Annotated in this window: 18 protein-coding genes and 1 pseudogene; 10 read left to right on the forward strand and 9 right to left on the reverse strand. The window is 36.7% G+C overall.

The window, feature by feature from the left end; genetic code table 11:
* Positions 1–109: 109 nt before the first annotated feature.
* Both SB773_RS03680 and SB773_RS03685 read left to right on the forward strand, forming a co-directional pair.
* Positions 110–847, forward strand: coding sequence for a polysaccharide deacetylase family protein (locus SB773_RS03680; RefSeq protein WP_012261992.1), 738 nt, complete (start codon positions 110–112; stop codon positions 845–847).
* Between the two features lie 256 nt (positions 848–1,103).
* Entirely contained in the window at positions 1,104–3,782 is a 2,679-nt protein-coding gene (locus tag SB773_RS03685) for a sigma-54-dependent transcriptional regulator (RefSeq protein WP_410588627.1), read from the forward strand.
* Between the two features lie 73 nt (positions 3,783–3,855).
* Here the strand turns inward: SB773_RS03685 and exsM are convergent, their stop codons facing one another.
* A complete protein-coding gene (gene exsM / locus SB773_RS03690; protein WP_410588629.1) occupies positions 3,856–4,269 on the reverse strand; it encodes an exosporium regulatory protein ExsM in 414 nt (137 codons plus the stop codon).
* A 352-nt stretch (positions 4,270–4,621) separates the two neighbouring features.
* Between exsM and SB773_RS03695 the strand changes: the two are divergent.
* From SB773_RS03695 to SB773_RS03705, 3 genes and pseudogenes are all read left to right on the forward strand, one after another.
* Positions 4,622–4,747: pseudogene (locus SB773_RS03695) on the forward strand (IS607 family transposase); the annotation flags it as partial.
* Complete coding sequence (locus SB773_RS03700; protein ID WP_410588631.1) at positions 4,744–5,901, forward strand: RNA-guided endonuclease InsQ/TnpB family protein; 1,158 nt, start codon at positions 4,744–4,746, stop codon at positions 5,899–5,901. The pseudogene SB773_RS03695 and the gene SB773_RS03700, both read left to right, overlap by 4 nt.
* 155 nt (positions 5,902–6,056) lie before the next feature.
* On the forward strand, positions 6,057–7,238 hold the full coding sequence (locus SB773_RS03705) for a chromate transporter (protein ID WP_002167380.1): 1,182 nt from the start codon (positions 6,057–6,059) through the stop codon (positions 7,236–7,238).
* 40 nt (positions 7,239–7,278) lie between these two features.
* Here SB773_RS03705 and chbG read toward each other — a convergent pair whose 3' ends face one another.
* The 5 genes from chbG to SB773_RS03730 form a co-directional block, all read right to left on the reverse strand.
* Positions 7,279–7,983 (reverse strand): chitin disaccharide deacetylase, encoded by a 705-nt coding sequence (gene chbG, locus SB773_RS03710; protein WP_044439396.1) that lies wholly within the window; start codon positions 7,981–7,983, stop codon positions 7,279–7,281.
* A 51-nt stretch (positions 7,984–8,034) separates the two neighbouring features.
* Complete coding sequence (gene celF / locus SB773_RS03715) at positions 8,035–9,360, reverse strand: 6-phospho-beta-glucosidase (protein ID WP_410588634.1); 1,326 nt, start codon at positions 9,358–9,360, stop codon at positions 8,035–8,037.
* 3 nt (positions 9,361–9,363) lie between these two features.
* A complete protein-coding gene (locus tag SB773_RS03720; RefSeq protein ID WP_000989054.1) occupies positions 9,364–9,687 on the reverse strand; it encodes a PTS lactose/cellobiose transporter subunit IIA in 324 nt (107 codons plus the stop codon).
* Positions 9,688–9,870: 183 nt separating this feature from the next.
* Positions 9,871–11,178: a PTS cellobiose transporter subunit IIC gene (gene celB, locus SB773_RS03725; RefSeq protein WP_044439398.1), complete on the reverse strand. Its 1,308-nt coding sequence runs from the start codon at positions 11,176–11,178 to the stop codon at positions 9,871–9,873.
* Between the two features lie 16 nt (positions 11,179–11,194).
* Positions 11,195–11,497, reverse strand: coding sequence for a PTS sugar transporter subunit IIB (locus tag SB773_RS03730; protein ID WP_001023565.1), 303 nt, complete (start codon positions 11,495–11,497; stop codon positions 11,195–11,197).
* A 425-nt stretch (positions 11,498–11,922) separates the two neighbouring features.
* On the opposite strand from SB773_RS03730, the gene SB773_RS03735 reads away from it, so the two are divergent.
* Together SB773_RS03735 and speD are read left to right on the forward strand one after the other, a co-directional pair.
* Complete coding sequence (locus SB773_RS03735; RefSeq protein ID WP_410588637.1) at positions 11,923–13,035, forward strand: polyamine aminopropyltransferase; 1,113 nt, start codon at positions 11,923–11,925, stop codon at positions 13,033–13,035.
* Between the two features lie 27 nt (positions 13,036–13,062).
* Positions 13,063–13,434 carry an adenosylmethionine decarboxylase gene (speD, locus tag SB773_RS03740; RefSeq protein WP_002191178.1) on the forward strand — a complete coding sequence of 124 codons (372 nt, stop codon included), beginning with the start codon at positions 13,063–13,065 and terminating at the stop codon, positions 13,432–13,434.
* 110 nt (positions 13,435–13,544) lie between these two features.
* Here speD and SB773_RS03745 read toward each other — a convergent pair whose 3' ends face one another.
* From SB773_RS03745 to SB773_RS03755, 3 genes are read right to left on the reverse strand one after another with little or no spacing between them, the layout of a single operon-like run.
* Positions 13,545–13,862: a PTS sugar transporter subunit IIA gene (locus SB773_RS03745; RefSeq protein ID WP_088033403.1), complete on the reverse strand. Its 318-nt coding sequence runs from the start codon at positions 13,860–13,862 to the stop codon at positions 13,545–13,547.
* Positions 13,863–13,871: 9 nt separating this feature from the next.
* Positions 13,872–15,173, reverse strand: coding sequence for a PTS cellobiose transporter subunit IIC (gene celB, locus SB773_RS03750; protein WP_328056995.1), 1,302 nt, complete (start codon positions 15,171–15,173; stop codon positions 13,872–13,874).
* 14 nt (positions 15,174–15,187) lie between these two features.
* Entirely contained in the window at positions 15,188–15,490 is a 303-nt protein-coding gene (locus SB773_RS03755; protein ID WP_002089630.1) for a PTS sugar transporter subunit IIB, read from the reverse strand.
* 224 nt (positions 15,491–15,714) lie between these two features.
* Here SB773_RS03755 and SB773_RS03760 point away from each other — a divergent pair, with 224 nt between their 5' ends.
* From SB773_RS03760 to SB773_RS03770, 3 genes are all read left to right on the forward strand, one after another.
* Positions 15,715–16,932 (forward strand): dicarboxylate/amino acid:cation symporter, encoded by a 1,218-nt coding sequence (locus SB773_RS03760; protein ID WP_002144835.1) that lies wholly within the window; start codon positions 15,715–15,717, stop codon positions 16,930–16,932.
* 208 nt (positions 16,933–17,140) lie between these two features.
* Positions 17,141–18,298, forward strand: coding sequence for an acyltransferase (locus SB773_RS03765; RefSeq protein WP_131246505.1), 1,158 nt, complete (start codon positions 17,141–17,143; stop codon positions 18,296–18,298).
* A 195-nt stretch (positions 18,299–18,493) separates the two neighbouring features.
* The gene (locus tag SB773_RS03770; RefSeq protein ID WP_002143773.1) at positions 18,494–18,874 is read left to right on the forward strand and encodes a VOC family protein; all 381 of its coding nucleotides are present in this window, start codon (positions 18,494–18,496) and stop codon (positions 18,872–18,874) included.
* The last annotated feature ends 8 nt before the right edge of the window (positions 18,875–18,882 follow it).

Consider the following 18,882-nt stretch of genomic DNA (forward strand, 5'->3'; position numbering starts at 1 on the left):
AAATATAGATTGTTTGAGAGTGCCTCTATTGGAGAAAGATATACGTATAACGAAAAAAGTATCAAATTTTCATTTTTACATCTTGATTGTCAAACTGAGGGTGAATGTTATGATCAAGCGATTACTTCAATGTATAATTTTATTTTTAACTATTACTATGTACGCATCATCGAATACAAAAGCAACTACAGACATTCAAGTAAAAGATTACCAAAGTACTCAAACTACCTCTCCTACAACAAAAATTGCGTACTTAACATTTGATGACGGACCAAATAAATACACACCACAAATTTTAAATATTTTAAAAGAGAAGAACGGAAAAGCAACTTTCTTCGTTATTGGCGGAAAGGTGCCACATTATAAAAAAACGATGGAGCGATTGATTAAAGATGGACATTATATCGGTCTCCATAGTATGTCGCATGATGTAAAACGTCTTTATACTGGCGATCCATCTGTTTTAATTGCAGAAATGGAGCAAACCCAAAACATTGTCCAGCAAGTTACACATTTAAATACACATCTCGTTCGGGTCCCATACGGTAGCATGCCTTACTTAAAAAAGAATTACCGTGATGCACTCGTATCTGCCCAGTATAAAATGTGGGATTGGACAATTGATACATATGACTGGAAAAGCTATGATAATCCTTCCGCAATACTAGAAAGAGTACGAAATCAAAGCGATGAACAAGTAGAGGTTATTTTAATGCATGATTCTAGTGTCACAGTGCAAATACTCCCAAAAGTAATTGATTATTTACACTCACAAGGATATAAACTACTTCCCTACAATCCATCTTCCCATCTCGAAGTGAATTTTTGGAAAGACACAAGATTGTAACAGCTTTAGTGCCTATGTACTAAAGCTGTTTTACCCCGCGTTAACGGGCAGTAAGACTCCCACCTCAAAATTCAGCTGGAACAAAGAAGTTAGGTGGGAGATCAACTGCCCGTTAACGCCCGATTGGTGAAGGCTAATAATCAGTGGGAATGAACAAAAACCCCACTGATTAAAGTTTCACTTTATTTTTCTCTTCCCACACTTCTCATTTTTGTGTAGAATTTTAAATAGTGATGAAGTTTCGAGGTGAATAGAAATGAAACGAATAGATCTCATTTTTAACGCAATACAAAAAGGGAATTATACAGAAGGTATAACAGCATCAGAACTCGCTACACTTCTACAGTTAGACCGTGCAAATGTTAGTAGCGATTTAAACAAGCTTGTGAAAGATAATCGTTTATTAAAAACGATTACACGCCCTGTCCGTTTTTATATAGAAACGAACACTTCATTGGAAACGCATTCAACAAAGGGCACTTCATTAGATACATTTGCTATTGAAAATACAAGCCTAAAAATTGCAATTGAAAAAGCAAAAGCTTCTATTCTCTATCCTCCAAACGGTATGCATACTTTACTACTTGGAGAAACAGGTGTCGGAAAATCGATGTTCGCTTCTTTAATGCACGAATACGCAATTGAAGTGGAACAACTTCCAAAAGATGCACCTTTTATCGTCTTTAACTGTGCTGATTATGCAAACAATCCACAACTACTACTTGGACAGTTATTTGGGATAAAAAAAGGAGCTTACACAGGTGCCAGTGATCAAAAAGGGTTAATTGAAAAAGCACATGAAGGAATTCTCTTCTTAGATGAAGTACATCGCCTTCCTCCAGAAGGACAAGAGATGCTCTTCACATTTATTGATCGCGGAGTATACCGCCGCCTTGGAGAAACGGAAAATGAGCGTAAGGCACGAGTGTTGATTATTACTGCAACAACCGAAGAACCAAATTCATTTTTATTAAAAACATTTACAAGACGTATTCCGATGACCGTTACGCTTCCACCACTTCGTGAGCGAACACATAAAGAACGGTTTGCTTTACTGCAACTATTTTTCATAAATGAAGCAATTCGTCTAAGGAAAGAGATTCATGTTAGTCCAAATACAATGCGTGCTTTCGTCTTTTACAATTGTCCAAATAACATCGGTCAATTGAAAACGGACGTACAAATTGCCTGTGCGAAAGCTTATTCTGATTTCGTAACAAAAAAACGTGATTCTGTCTGTGTTTCAAGTACAGATTTACCTTGGTATATGAAAGAAGGATTATTTATTGAAAGAAAGAGCCGTCATCTATATCAAATACCAAATGAAACATTTGTATTTACAGGTGATGAAGGTTGGAGTAAACATACAATAAAACCCGAAGGAAGTCGCTCTTCTATTTACGATTATATTGATTATAAATATGAAGAACTTCAAGCACGCGGCATTGAAGAGGAAGAATTAGAATTACTAATAGAAAATGATATCCAAAGCTTTTTCGTCCAATACTTTAACCAAATATCTAAAAAAACAAGTCATGAAAATGTTTTTAAAATTGTGGATCGTAATATCGTTTCCGTATGTGAAAAAATTGCGGAACTAGCTGAAAAATATTTATCTAAAACTTTCGATGAAAAAGTATTTCTCGCTTTAAGTTTACATGTACAGACAACTCTACAACGTTTACAGGGCGGGAAACAAATTCACCACCCACAATTAAATCAAATTCGTACGAAATATAAAGAAGCTTTTTCCGTAGCTATGCAATGTATTCAGCTATTAGAAGAAGAATTACAAATAACAATACCTATTGATGAAGCTGGCTTTTTAACAATGTTCTTCGTTGTTGATCCAATTCCTGCCTCACAAACAGAAGTAAAAGTATTAATATTAGCACACGGTAATGGCATCGCAACAGAAATGGCAAACGTTGCAAACGAACTTCTCGGTATTGATGAAGTAACTGGTATCGATATGCCCTTGCATGAATCACCAAAAGACTTCTTAGAGCGTGTTAAAGTGTATATGAAAACACTTCAAAATGTAAACGGGCTTCTCTTACTTGTTGATATGGGATCTCTCGCTTATATTGGTGATATATTAGAAACTGAATTCAAAATCCCTGTACGTGTTCTTTCCATGACGAGTACACCACACGCACTAGAAGCAGCTCGAAAAGCTCAGCTTGGCTATTCATTAGATGCACTATACGAAACAGTGAAGAACTTAACGCCGTTCTATTTAAACGTACAGGAAGAAAAGAAAAAGCCACTATCGCCAATGAAATCCGTGATTTTAACAGCTTGTTTAACCGGCGAAGGAAGTGCTTTAGCAATTCAAAAAATGTTAGAGAACTATTTACGCTTTGATAAAGACTTAATTGAAATTATTCCGATTAGCATCGTTCATGAAAAAGATTTAACGAAAATGATCGAGAACATAAAAAAAGAGCGTAATATCATTTGTATCGTCACGAATTTCGATATGCAAATACCTTGCTTAACATATCATTTCCAAGACATTGTGAACTACACAGCTATTCAACCAATTCAAGAATTGATTACGTATGAAGAAACCTATGCAAAAATGGCTGATATTCTTGAACAACAAATGCAGCGTAACGATGGAGCATTACTTATTAAAACAATTCGTTATGCATTAAATACAATTCAAGAATTGATTTCTTTACAGCTAACTCCCGACAGTTTAATGGGTGTGATTTTGCATATGAGCTGCATGGTTGACCGTCTTCAAAAAGGTGAAAGTCTCCTCCCTCATCCTGATAAAGAGAAACGAAGACAAGATGAGTACTGGATGTATATGAAAGTGAAAAAAGCATTGCAACCTATTGAAAATACATTTGAAATACAAATCCCAGATGACGAAGTATTCTATATAATGGACTTCTTCATTAAAAATCAGCCTGTAAAAAATTAAACTAGGGGATATTGTAGCACTCTATATAATTAGAAAAGGCTGTTCCAAAATGTTTTTTGGACAGCCTTTTCGCTTACTTCTTTACTTCCCTTATTCTCCCCCTTATTTCTCCCCTTTTATTAGATTTCGTATTAACATTTACATATACATTTGCTTGCATTATCTCTTGAAACAAGCTGTCAAATGCTCTCCCCTGTAAAGGCCCTTCAAAATCCTCTACTCTAGCTACACCAGTAACGACTCCTTCATTCACACTAATCCCTTGCTCTAACGGACCAAACAAACTTAAAATAACTGGACCAATTTGATTCGCTTTTCCTAAATGAATTTGGCATGACGTGATTTTTTTTATATTTTTTAATATGACCCGATATTGCAACTTCTTTAAATCTTCACTAAAAATGAGCTCTGTTACACCGTAAGCTTCTGTATTTACAGGAGGTACTTCCCTCTTCCCTGTTAACCTAGCAAAGAAATGTGTTGTCATACGGGCATTCTCCTCATATAAATTTCCCAGCACTACTTCTACTACTTTATGGTTTAGACATAATCATTTATGACTTTTTCAAATTTTAATTACGAAGAAAAGATTCACACAATCTTTACATTAAAATCGTTTCTTTTGCTTTACTCCCTCTTGTATAATGCACTTAGAAAAACAGTCTAGGAGAATTATACAGTAATCGAAAAAGCGAACGATTATAGACATATGTATTAAAATGTAATTATGTAACAATATGAACCAAAAGAATTTCCAGAAGTTTTCAACGTACCTATTAGACCATTGCAAAGTTGGGATAACCAAGTTGTTTTAACTGCTTACCAAAACCCAAAAGGTAAATAAAAAATTATCTCCACAAGAAGAACTTGTTCAAGATTTGATATCTATCATTCATGTATGTAGTTGTAGGGTATATGGATTGAGAAAATACAAAAAGAACATGGTGGGTGATAAAAAGTTATGAGAAGAGCCTATTTGATAGAGATTAAACCGACAAATGAACAAATAACCAAGATCAATCAAACGATTGGGGTATGTAGGTATGTTTACAATCTGTATATCTCTAAAACCAAAGAGAGGTATGAATCCGAGGGAAAGTTTCTGAGTGGATATGACTTTTCTAAATGGTTAAACAATGTCTATACAAAAGAATGTGATCAATGGATTAAAGAGGTATCTAGTAAAGCGATAAAACAGGCAATTATGAATGGAGATACGGCTTTTAAAAGATTTTTTAAGGGCTTATCTGGATTTCCCCGTTATAAGAAAAAGAAGAATCAAGATGTGAAGTGCTATTTTCCTAAAAACAACAAAACGGACTGGGCAGTAGAAAGACATAGAGTAAAAGTCCAAACGATTGGTTGGGTGAGATTAAAGGAGTATGGTTATATCCCGAAAAATGGGATTGTAAAAAGTGGAACGATATGTAAAAGGGCAGGGAGATATTTTGTATCTGTGCTTTGCGAATTGGAAGAAAGAGCAACGAAACCAACACTTAATGAAACAGGTTTAGGTATTGATTTAGGGGTGAAGGATTTCGCTACACGTAGCGATGGTATCGTTCATGAAAACATCAACAAAACAATAAGCGTAAAAAGGATAGAAAAGCGGTTAAAACGTGAGCAACGCTCTTTATCGCGTAAATTTGAAAATGTAAAAAAGAGAGGTGAAACATCTGCTACGAACAAAAGAGCGAATATAGATAAAAACATTCTTAGGGTGCAAAAACTACATGTTCGGCTAACAAATATCCGACTAGAGTATGTAAAGTCTATTGTAAATGATGTGGTGAAAACCAAGCCAACGTTTATTACAGTGGAAGATTTGAATGTGAAAGGTATGATGAAGAATAAACATCTATCTAAAGCAGTTGCTGGGCAATGTTTTTATATATTTAAAACATTGCTATTGACGAAATGTGAAGAATATGGAATCAAACTACGTCAAGTAGACAGGTTCTATCCATCGTCAAAGTTATGTTCGTGCTGTGGTCAAAAGAAAGTATACTTAAAGCTATCTGACCGGGTATATACATGTGAATGTGGAAATGTAATGGATAGAGATTTGAACGCATCAATCAACCTTTTACAAGCAAAAAAATATACAATACTAACGTAAATAAATTGTATATATGTACGGTGGGCTACATCGGAATTTACGCCTGTGGAGTGTTATAGCAAACTGTAGTAGCGAATGATTGGCGAGACAGGACACATAGAAGCAGGAATACTCTAAGAATATACATTTGTCTATATCTTTAGTAGCAGGAAATTTTGAAAAATAATAACTACTCTTTCCAATCATTAATAGAGATTTTTCTCGTATCATTTAAATTAGGACTTACTTCATTTGGTGGTCCCGTCGCCCATCTTGGTTATTTTCATCATGAATACGTGCAAAAAAGAAAATGGATGGATGAACGAAGTTACGGAGACTTAGTAGCGCTATGTCAATTCCTTCCTGGCCCTGCTAGCAGCCAAGTCGGTATGGGAGTTGGCTTATTACGCGGCGGATTATTAGGAGCCATTATTTCATGGATCGGATTCACTCTCCCATCTGTGCTCGTTTTAGTTTTCTTCGCTTCATTTCTTAACCAATTCGAGCTTGGAAGTACTGGCTGGATTCACGGACTGAAACTTGTAGCGGTCGCAATTGTCGCTCATGCAATATGGGGAATGGCTCAAAAGTTAACACCTGACCGAAACCGTGCAACAATCGCAATTGCAACTGCCGCAATCGCCCTATTATGGCCAAGTAGCTGGACACAAGTAATTCTCATTATAGTATCTGGTTTCATCGGTTGGTTTTTATATCGTGGCCAGCCAGTTAGCCAAGCTCATAAAATAAACGTACCTATTTCAAAAATGGTAGCCATATCTTGTCTCGTCTTATTCTTCGGACTATTAATACTGTTACCGATGTTACGACCATACTCTTATTTCATCTCTTTATTTGACAGCTTCTATCGCTCTGGTGCACTTGTATTTGGCGGAGGGCATGTCGTACTTCCTCTTCTTGAAAGTGAGTTTGTACAAAACGGGATGATGACAAAAGAACAATTTCTTGCTGGATACGGATTAACACAAGCAGTGCCAGGGCCACTATTTACATTCGCTTCTTATATAGGAGCAGTGCTAAATGGAACCGCCGGAGCAGTTGTTGCAACGATCGCTATCTTTCTTCCTGCCTTCCTGCTCGTTGTTGGCGTTTTACCATTTTGGGACAGTGTAAGGAGAGTATCTTACATACAAGGTGCACTACTTGGAGTAAACGCAGCCGTTGTCGGCATTTTACTTGCAGCTTTTTATGATCCAATTTGGACGAGTACAATTATGAATTCTGTAGATTTCGTTTTTGCTTCTCTTCTATTTTGCTTACTCGCTTTTTGGAAAACACCACCTTGGGTTATCGTTATAATCGGGGCCTTCGGTGGATATGTTCTATCCATTTTGTAAGCACAAAAAACGACGGCCCCATTTAGCCGTCGTTTTCCTATTAAAACTTCACAAGCTCCATTCCCTCAGGAAGCTCACTCTCCGTTAAAATACGCAATTCTTTCACGCGATCCATTACGTAAGAAGAACGCTTCACAAGCTCTGGGTCAATATAAGCTGGATGCACCATAATTTCTACCGTTTGCTCGTCCTGCACTCTTTCCTTTAACTTCACAAAGTAATCTTCCGTCACACCGTCAGCGTAAAAGTCACTGTAAAACACATCTGAAAATGGGCGCACCGCTCGCTCTTCTTCACAACGACGAATTGGAACATTATATTTACTTGCTAATCTCTCAAGAACGTCGTGTAAAAGCGGTAATCCATGCACGTGATGATGACTATCTAAATGAGTTGGTGTTAATCCGTAAGATAAAAACTTCTCAATTTGAGCAGTCCATTCTTTTTCTACCTCTTCTGGATTTATATTTCCTTCCCATACAACACTTTGTTTATGAAACAATCCATCGCTACTTACAAGTGATGGAACGTCTTTAAGAAGCGGTTCTCCTGCCGTTAATACGAGATGAACTCCTATCCCTAACGTTTTATACTCTTTCGCTAAGCGTACGGCATGCTCTGTCCCTGGCATATTCATCATCATCGTCGTTGAATTTACAATCCCATTTTTATGTCCATCAATAATTCCGTAATTTGTACCTTCCGTAAGACCGAAATCATCTGCATTTACAATTAGTTTAATCATCGCAATACCTCCTACTAGAATTAAAAAAAGCGGGCTAAACAGCGCCGCTTTTTATTTCTCTATCTTCTTAAAGAATTGTGGAAGATGTTCTTTATGTGCTTCCAACATTTCATCTAAAATTTGTTTTGCAACTTTATCTGATGGTACAAGTGGGTTAATTGTCATAGCAAGCAGCGCCTTATGATAATCCCCTGTAACAGCAGCTTCAATTGTTGTGCGCTCAAATGATTTAATTTGCTGTACTAAACCGCGAACTGGTACTGGAAGATCTCCGACCGCAATTGGTTTTGGACCTTCTTTCGTAATAATACAGTTCACCTCAACAGCAGAATCATGTGGCAAGCTTGCAATTGTTCCGTTGTTTCGTGTATTAACAGGCTGGATATCACCTTTATTATTGTAAATAGACGTAATTAAGCTACATGCTGCGTCACTATAATAAGCTCCGCCGCGTTTTTCTAATTGAGGTGGCTTAATATCTAAGTTCGGGTCTTTATATAACTCGAATAAATCATTCTCTAATTGTTTTACTACTTCTGCACGTGTGCCTTTTTCAACCGAATCTTCTTTCTCTTCTTCCAACATTTCACGTGTTTTATAGTAGTAACGATGATATGGACACGGAATTGCACGAAGACCGCGAATAAAGTCCGGCTCCCAGTTAAGCGCAGCAATGTTTTCCATCGTAATTTGCTTTTCTGGATCTGTTACAAGTTCTAATACACGATCTATTACGCTTACGCCATCCAAGTATACATCTAATCCGTATACCATATGATTTAAACCAGCGAAATCAACGTGTACCCGGCTTGCATCTACTTCAAGTAATCTTGCAAGACCCATACGAATTCCGATTGGAACGTTACATAGACCAACTACTCGTTGAATGTTCGTGTAGCGAAGTACAGCTTCTGTTACCATACCTGCTGGGTTTGCGAAGTTAATAAGCCATGCATTTGGACATAATTCCTCCATGTCCTTACAAATATCTAAAATAACAGGAATCGTTCTCAGCGCTTTGAACAAACCACCAGGACCATTCGTTTCCTGACCAATTACATCATATTTTAATGGAATTGCTTCATCTTTTGCACGTGCTTCTAACAAACCAACGCGAAGCTGCGTTGTTACGAAGTCAGCATCTTTTAATGCCTCACGGCGATCAAGTGTTAAATGAATATCAATTGGTAAACCTGATTTTTTCACCATACGTTTCGCTAAGTCACCAACGATTTCTAACTTCTCTTTTCCTGCCTCAATATCTACTAACCAAATTTCACGAACAGGAAGCTCGTCATAACGTTTAATAAATCCTTCAATTAACTCTGGTGTATAACTAGAGCCACCGCCGATTGTAGCAATTTTAATTCCAGTCATGCTTTATTCCCCTTTCGCTTCTAGCTTTTTATAAAGGTCAATAAATTCTGCCGCTAATTCTTTTACCGTAATAGAATTCATTAAATGATCTTGCGCATGAATTAAAAGAACACTAATCTCTGTTTTTTCCCCTCTTGCTTCTGATTGTATGAGCTCTGTTTGGAAATGATGCGCTTCATTAATCGCTTCTTTCGCCTTTACCATCGCTTCATCAGCTTCTGCCATTTTCCCCTGTTTGGCGAATTGCAGTGCCTCCATTGCAAAGCTTCGTGCATTACCACTATTTAAAATCAATTGGAATGGAATTTGTTCTGCTGTAGTCATCATAATTACCGCCCTCTCTATTATGGTTCAACCGATTTAAATACCCCTTCAGTTTGAACATTTCTATTAAATTATTATTTTATTAATGATAGTTTGGTGTTCTTGTAGATGGTTCTCATCTTTCTGAACATGATATAAAGGTGATTGTTCTCACAGATAATGTTACCTGTGAGAACAATTACTATGTTACATAGGTACAGAGTTGTTATTTCCTTGTGCTGCTGCTTTTTCAGTACGAACAACAGAACGGTCAGATAATACAACGAATGGATAGTAGATTACCATCGCAATTACAAAGTTGAATAACTGTAGAATTGCGCCTGAAAGATGTCCACCTGTTACAAGATAACCACTAATAATTGGTGGTGTTGCCCATGGAATCATCACAACTGTTTTTGGTACCCAACCAATAGATATCGCTGTATAAGAAGTAATTACTAATACAATTGGTGTTATGATAAACGGTAAGAATAAAATTGGATTTAAAATAATTGGTGTACCAAAGATTACTGGTTCGTTAATATTGAATGCACCTGGTCCAATTGATAAGCGAGATACACCGCGTAATTGTGCACTTTTTGCTACAAGTAATACGACCACTAAGAACGCTAATGTTGCACCAGAACCACCAAGATATACAAAAGTATCAAAGAATGGTTTTGTAATAATGTTTGGAACATCAAATGCAGATGTACCACCTTGGAATAACTTCATATTTTTCTCTAATGCCGGTAAGTATAATGGCTCAATAATACCACCAACGATATTTGGTCCATGTAAACCGAAGAACCAAAGAAGATGAACAAGGAGTACAATGACAATTGCACTTGGTAATGTCCCTGCTAAACTTTGCAGTGGTGATTGAATCGTATTAAAGATAAATTCATGAACACTTGTACCAGCTAATTTCACTGCTAATTGAATACCTGCAACTACTGTTAAGATAACAAATGCTGGAACTATAGCTGCGAAAGATCTTAAAACTGCTGGTGGTACTCCATCAGGCATTTTAAAAGTAATGTTTCTTTGTACAAAGAAACGGAATACCTCAGTAACAAGGAGTGCCACGATAATTGCTACGAATAGCCCTTGTGCCCCTGTCCAAGCTAAGTTCAATCCGCCTTCTTTCGGTGTTGTTGGCGTAAGAATAATTAACGCACCAAATGAAATAATACCTGCTGACAAACCATCAACGCCGTAAGATTTTGCTAAGTTATAACTTGTTGTAAATGCTATGATTAGTGCTAGAATTGCGAAAGAACCAGTCCACATTCCACCGCCAACTTGTTTCCACGTTTCACCAAACAAACCTTTCATGAACTCTTGGAAAGCTTCAGACGGAAAACCATTAATTAGTGATGCCAATGCACCAACTAAAATAAGTGGCATAACTGCAATAAATCCATCACGGATCGCAGCTAAGTGACGTTGCGATCCGATTTTACCAGCGACAGGAACAATATACTTCTCCATAAATGCAATAAACTTTTGCATTTCGCTTCCCCCCTAATTATTTTTTTAGTGTTAATGCGTGATCTAAAACTGCTTCTCCATTCATCATGCCGTAGTGCATTGGGTTAATAACATCGACTCCAACGTTTTTCTCATCGGCAAGCGTTTTCATTGTAGAAAGCATGTAACGAACTTGTGGTCCTAATAATAGTACGTCTGCTTGATCGATATTGTTTTTTACTGCATCCCCAGATACAGCCCAAATCTTACCTTCTAGACCGCGAGCTTTTGCAGCCGCTTCCATTTTTGTAACTAGTAAACTTGTAGACATCCCTGCTGAACAACATAATAAAATATTCATTTATAAATCCCCCTTGTGTGGTATAAAAAATTTATGTTTTTTATTTTTCTTTACGCTATTTATTAATGCAATTACCGTGCCAACTTTTCAAAACGCCTAAAATCAGCGTTTTTTCGAGTAATTTCTTTGTGTGTTACCGCTTTCAATCAGTGTGTCCCAAAAAAAACACACAGTGTGTTATAAAACACCTCACTTTTAACACATAACTGTATGAAAATAGATTAGTGTTTAGTTGTCTAGTTGTGTTTAAAACAAAAAAACACTAATTTTTTTAAAAGTGTGAAAATATAGTGCCAAAAAATATAATATTTCAACTCAAATCAAAACAAATACCTATTCAAGACACTCGTCTAGTTATTGTCCAATCAAACTCTACTAAATTACATAGAATAGAATAAAATAAAGTATTTTGAAAGGGGATTCCAATGCCAAAGCATAGAAAAAAGAATAGAATGAAGATTTATAGAATACAGGTTCAAAATAAATGGTATAAACAAGAAGAGGATTCTGAATTAAATTCCAACACGGATACACTAGATCGACAGGACACTGAAGATAAACAAGACAGACCTGACAAACACGACGAACCAGATAAACACGATAAGCAAGTACAATCGGAAAATGTAATTATAGTACCCACAGATTCACACAGCTTAGATGTGTGGGATGAAATTTCTCTAAAGGAAATACAAGCTGGTGAACATACGAATTTATTTGAAGAAAAGAGTAATTATCAAAATATTAATTTAGTCCAAGTAAACGATGTTCGCTTATACTTGGACAAGCAACTACAATTCAGCTCCGTTGATGAGCAAATTTATCATGAAGCGCTTGTACATCCGATTATGGCAAAAGTAATTGATCCAAAACGTGTTCTCATATTAGGTGGTGGCGATGGTCTTGCCTTACGAGAAGTTTTGAAATATGAAACTGTGCTACACGTAGACCTTGTTGATTTAGACGAGGCAATGATTAATATGGCACGTAATGTTCCAGAAATAGTATCTTTAAACAAAAACGCTTTTTTTGATAATCGCGTGAACGTGCACGTATGCGATGCAAAAGAATTTCTAAATTCACCTTCATCTTTATACGATGTAATCATCATTGATTTCCCTGATCCAGCGACAGAGTTATTAAGTACTTTATATACAAGCGAACTTTTTGCTCGTATAGCTACGTTTTTAACAGAAGATGGTGCATTCGTCTGCCAATCTAATTCACCTGCTGATGCACCTCTAGTATATTGGAGCATCGGTAACACTATTGAACATGCTGGATTAACTGTGAAAAGTTATCATACAATCGTTCCTTCTTTCGGAACTGACTGGGGATTTCATATTGCTGCTAATTCTGCCTATGTACTCGATCAAATTGAGCAATTATATGTAATACCAACTCCTCGAACATTACCTTCTCTTCTTTCTCCTTTGTTTCAATTTAAAGAAGAACATTTAGAACAACGTAATCTCGCTCTTTTAAACTCAGAATCGAATCTTATCCTACATCAATGTTACAAAAAGGAAATGGAGTTTTGACAATATTATAGTAAGGAGTGCTACCCTATGGAATATTCTACTTTTGGTAAGCATATAATAGTAGATTTATGGGGAGTGGACTTTTCCCTATTAGATGATGTTCACTTTTTAGAATATCATTTAGTTAACGCTGCAGATTGCTCTGGTGCCCATATTTTAAACGTAAGTACAAAAGAATTCGATCCGCATGGCGTTACTGTTTTAGTTTTACTATCCGAAAGCCACCTTTCAATTCACACTTATCCAGAAAAAAACTTTGCAGCCATCGACTGTTATACGTGCGGTACGACCGTTGAACCGCAAATAGCGATTGATTATATCGTAAGTATATTAAGACCAAACGAGATGCATATAAAAAAACTAATTCGTGGTACAGGAGAGATTATTACTGCCGATTAATTATCACTCTTACTCATCCGTAAAAAGGAGGATTGTAAATACCATCAGTGGAACAAACACTCCACTGATGGTACGGACACATACATAAAAAAACCTCGCATAAGCAAGGTTCATTCATCCACCGACATCTTCCTATATAATTCTACAAACTCACTCGCCAATTCCTTCACTGTAATTGCGTTCATTAAATGATCTTGTGCATGCACCATCAGAAGGGTAACTTCGTTTTTTTCCCCGGCAGCCTCTTTCTGTATGAGCTCTGTTTGTAAGCGATGCGCCTCTTGCAATTCATTTAAAGCTTCTTTTAGTTTCGCTTCTGCTTCCTGAAATTCACCGCGCTTTGCGCAATCAATTGCTTCCATTGAGCAGCTTCTCGCATTACCACCATGCAAAATTAAGTGAAAAGCTTTCGTCTCTATCGTATCCATTTTAGTTATTTACTCCCCCTTTTCTTCCGCTACTTTTTGTTTATCCCATATTTTTAAGAACGGTAAGTAAATAAAGAATGCAAGTGCAAAGTTAACAAGTTGTAAAACAACACCTGAAATTTTCCCGCCTGATCCTAAATATCCACTAAAAAGAATAGGTGTCGTCCAAGGTACAGCCGCTCCGCTCGGACGTGCGACCCATCCCCATTCCATTGCAAAGTAAGAAACAACCGTTAACACAACTGGAACCAATATAAATGGAATAAGTAAAATTGGATTCATTACAATCGGCATACCAAAAGTTACCATTTCATTAATATTAAATATACCAGGCGCAATTGACAATCGCCCTAAACTTTTTAATTGCTGACTTCGCGCAAATAGTAACATTCCTACAACTAAAGCGAGTGTTGCACCAGAACCACCCATATAAATCCATAAATCAAAAAACTGTGCGGTAATCGTATTCGGTACATCTTGCCCTGCTTGGAAAGCAACTCGGTTTTGATCCATTAACGACAACCAAACGGGGCTCATTACACCACCAACAATAGTAGCACCATGAATTCCACACGACCAAAGAACATGAACGAGAATAACTGCTATTATTGCGCCCCAAAGACTAGCACCAAGTACACTAAGTGGTTCCTGTAAAATTTGCCCCACAATATTATGGATACTGCCAAAAGAAGTATTTTCTATAATTAAGCGTAAAATCCAAATAACCGTTACAACAATAAAACCTGGAACAAGTGCCGCAAATGAACGTGTCACAGCTGGTGGAACTGTCTCCGGCATCTTTATAATCATCTTTTTTTGTACAATAAACCGATAAAGTTCAGTAGATATAATTGCAATAATCATCGCTACAAATAAACCTTGGCTTCCCATTAGTGCAGCTGGGATTGCTCCATCTACAATCACACTTTCCTTCGTGCTTGGTATAATATATGCAACTTGAAATGGAGTTGCAAGTAAAAACGTCACAAGCGATAATGCTCCGGATGCTAAAGCGTCCACTTTATAATATTCTCCAAGTCTGTAAGCGATTCCAAAAACAGCTATTAAAGCCATTATATTAAAAGTTGCACTAACTGGATACCCTAAAGCCCTCTGCCAATTCTCACCAAATAAACCTGCCATAAAATCATTATATCCTGTTATTGGTAATGCACTAATAATAAGGAAAAATGATCCAATAATCAAGAAAGGCATCGTCAAAATAATTCCATCACGAATCGCTTGCAAATGCCTCTGCTCTGCAACCTTCCCTGCCACTGGCATCACATATTTCTCTAAAAACTTTATCATCTATCCCACTCTCCTCATGGTTTCATGGACAAAGCTGCTTGTAAGATAGCCTCTCCATTACAAAGTCCGTAATGGACGGATTGAATGACATCAACAGGTATTCCCTTCTCCTTACATAATTCTTTCATTTTCGGTAATAAATAACGTACTTGCGGTCCAAGTAAAAGTACATCTGCAGTATCAATATGATTTCGCACTTCTGAACCTGATACTGCCCAAATCTTTACCTGTATCCCTCTTGCCTCTGCTGCTTTCTCCATTTTTGTAACAATCAAACTGGAAGACATTCCCGCTGCACAGCAAAGTAAAATATTCATCTCGCTCCCCTCCCCCTTTTTCCAAACCTAAGTTATGGTGTAGCCCTTGCCACCACTAGGTTACAAATATATATGTCTAGATTTCTAACTGTATGCCGAGCTTAAAAACAAAAATTTCTCGGTTTTCACGCTATTCCATCTATCCGTATTTTCCTAGTAAAGAAGTCTCTAACTCGCTATAATGATTCAGTATGATTTTTTATAATCGATAGGAGGATATATTTATGAAGGCATATCGCTTTCCGCTTATTTTATTATCTTCTATCCTAATTGGTGGTTTTATTGGTTATTTCATGGGTGCCGATGCAGTTGCTTTAAAGCCGCTTGGTGACATTTTCTTAAACTTAATGTTTACGATTGTTGTACCGTTAGTGTTCTTTAGCATCGCGTCATCTATTGCTAATATGGATGGATTAAAACGTTTCGGTAAAATTATGTCTAGTATGGCTGGAACTTTCTTATTTACAAGTATTTTAGCTGCTATTTTTATGATTATTATCGTGAAAGTATTCCCGCCAGCACAAGGTGTTGTATTAGAACTAACGCAGCCTGATAAAGCTGAAAAAGCAGTTAGTGTTGCTGATCAAATTGTCGGTATCATAACAGTATCAGACTTTTCAAAGTTACTATCTCGCGAGAACATGCTAGCTCTTATTTTCTTCTCTATCTTAATGGGGGTTGCAACTTCAGCAGTTGGTGAAAAAGGGAAACCATTCGCTACATTCCTACAAGCTGGTGCAGAAATTTCAATGAAAGTTGTATCTTTCATTATGTACTACGCTCCAATCGGACTAGCTGCCTACTTCGCAGCATTAGTTGGTGAATTCGGACCACAACTTCTTGGAACTTACTTCCGAGCAGCAATGGTATACTATCCAGCTTCTCTTATTTACTTCTTTGTATTCTTTACATTCTATGCGTACCTTGCAGGTCGCAAACAAGGTGTACAAATATTTTGGAAGAACATGGTCTCTCCTACAGTTACATCACTTGCAACTTGTAGTAGTGCCGCAAGTATTCCAGCGAACTTAGAAGCAACGAAGAAAATGGGTATTTCTTCTGACGTTCGTGAAACAGTTGTCCTTCTTGGATCTACACTTCATAAAGACGGATCTGTTTTAGGCGGGGTATTGAAAATTGCTTTCTTATTCGGTATTTTCAACATGGAATTCGAAGGACCGAAAACATTAGCAATTGCACTTGTTGTTTCTCTATTAGTAGGAACAGTAATGGGTGCTATTCCGGGCGGGGGTATGATTGGTGAAATGTTAATCGTTTCTCTATACGGATTCCCACCAGAAGCATTGCCAATTATCGCAGCAATTAGTACAATTATCGATCCTCCTGCAACAGTGTTAAACGTAACAGGAGATAACGCTTGTGCCGTAATGACAGCTCGTCTTGTAGAAGGTAAGAACTGGATCAAAAATAAATTTGCTTAATATATAGAAAGAGGATGCTCGTTTTGAGCATCCTCTTTTTGTTGTCATTTGTCAGTGAATCGATATATTTGAAGTTGTGATAGATATATTAGCAAAAACGTTAATATAATCCCATCCCGCCACAAATTTGTTATAATCTTCACAAATATTCCACACCTTTCATCCTTTCTCCGTACTATAATCATGTATGGAAAAGGAGATGGACATGATGACACAAAGCGCACCAGAATTCAAAGTTTTGCAAAGCATTGCATTTCTTGCTGTCGTTTTGCAAAGTTCCTTATTATATACAATGAATCAAGGAAATGTCTTACTCGAGCAATCCCTCATTATGGGCATGCTATTTAATCTTGCAAAATTTTCAGCACCTGCATTCATATTTATCGTCGGCTTCCATTTAATTCGGCTATATACGAAGCAACTCGTTTACAGAGAATATATTTATGAAAAAGCCGCACATTTACTCATTCCTTATTTCTTCTGGTCTATTCTTTACCTATTAACAACAAACGATGTCATTACACTACAAGGCGGAATAAAAAGTTTATTACTCGGAACAGCTGCACCTCATCTTTGGTACGTTATTATGATGTTCCAAATTCACTTATTGTTCCCGTTACTATGCACACTATTTTATTGGTTTCAAAAACGAACAGAAAATAAAAAAGACATATATAAATATATGACCATTTTCGCTTGTCTATATTTCTTCTTAATGTGGTACTCTTCTCACTACATTTTTAATGGAGAGAAACTGACTAGTTCAACCATTTTACATTATACAGATCGTTCCTTCTTCTTCTACTCATTCTATTTCGTCATGGGAGGAATAGCTGCTGTAGCATTAAAAACTTGGCGTATATTTGTCATGAAACATATTCCGCTTATAACAATCTTATTTTTCATCTTATTTTTATTCATCAATTATGAGTTATTTAGTTTTTACGGCGCCAATTCTATTCATTTAACGGTTTCTACTTATTTAAAACCGTCCATGTTTTTATATATTGTTTGTGAAATTATGATACTGTACGTGTTATCTATTACAATTGTACAGCGACGTGGTTTCTTATATAAAGCTCTACGTTTTATCGGGAATTACACGTATGGCGCTTATTTAGCTCATTTTTTCTTCTTGCAACTATGTACAAAATTTCTTTCTTTATTCACACTGCAAGAAAACACAATATTATATAGCCTATTATTATTTACAATAACGGCCACAATCTCGATTTCAGCAATGGTCATTTGCAGTACACTACCATTTCATACATGGATTACAGGACCTTCTCCTACGACAAATATGAAATGGGCTAAGATTGTACTTCGAAAAAATCACGAAAAGGTATTCAAACCATATCTTTGATATAATAAAGTGAAACTTTAATCAGTGGAGGGGTTCTTCATCCCCCACTGATTATTAGCCCTCACCAATCGGGCATTTACGGGCAGCCCGATCCCCACCTAACTTCTTTTCTTTTGCTGAATTTTGAGGTAGGGGTCTTACTGCCCGTTAATGCGGGATAGTATTTCATATAAGAAAAGAAAGCAGGAGACACCTATGATTAATCAAATTGGACAAATTATGTTATATGTAAATAATCAAGATGAATCAGTGCAATTCTGGACAGAAACAGTAGGATTCCAAATCGTTGCAGAAGAAAATAACGGTCAAGGATTTCGCTGGATTGAAATTGCGCCGGCAAAAGAAGCTGGAACAAGCATCGTCCTTCACGATAAGGCGTTAATTGCGAAGATGCAACCTGAATTAAACTTAAATACCCCTTCACTTATGTTCTTCTCTAATAACTTAGATCAACTGTATAAAGATCTTTCTGAGAAAAATGTTACAGTTGGACAAGTTGTAGATTTACCTACAGGTAGAGCTTTTAACTTCGCTGATAATGAAAGTAATTACTTTGCGGTTATGGAAAAGAAATAAGAAAAAGC

Origin of the sequence: Bacillus sp. SIMBA_074, assembly GCF_046534555.1 — a bacterium.
Classification (GTDB): Bacteria; Bacillota; Bacilli; order Bacillales; family Bacillaceae_G; genus Bacillus_A; species Bacillus_A mycoides.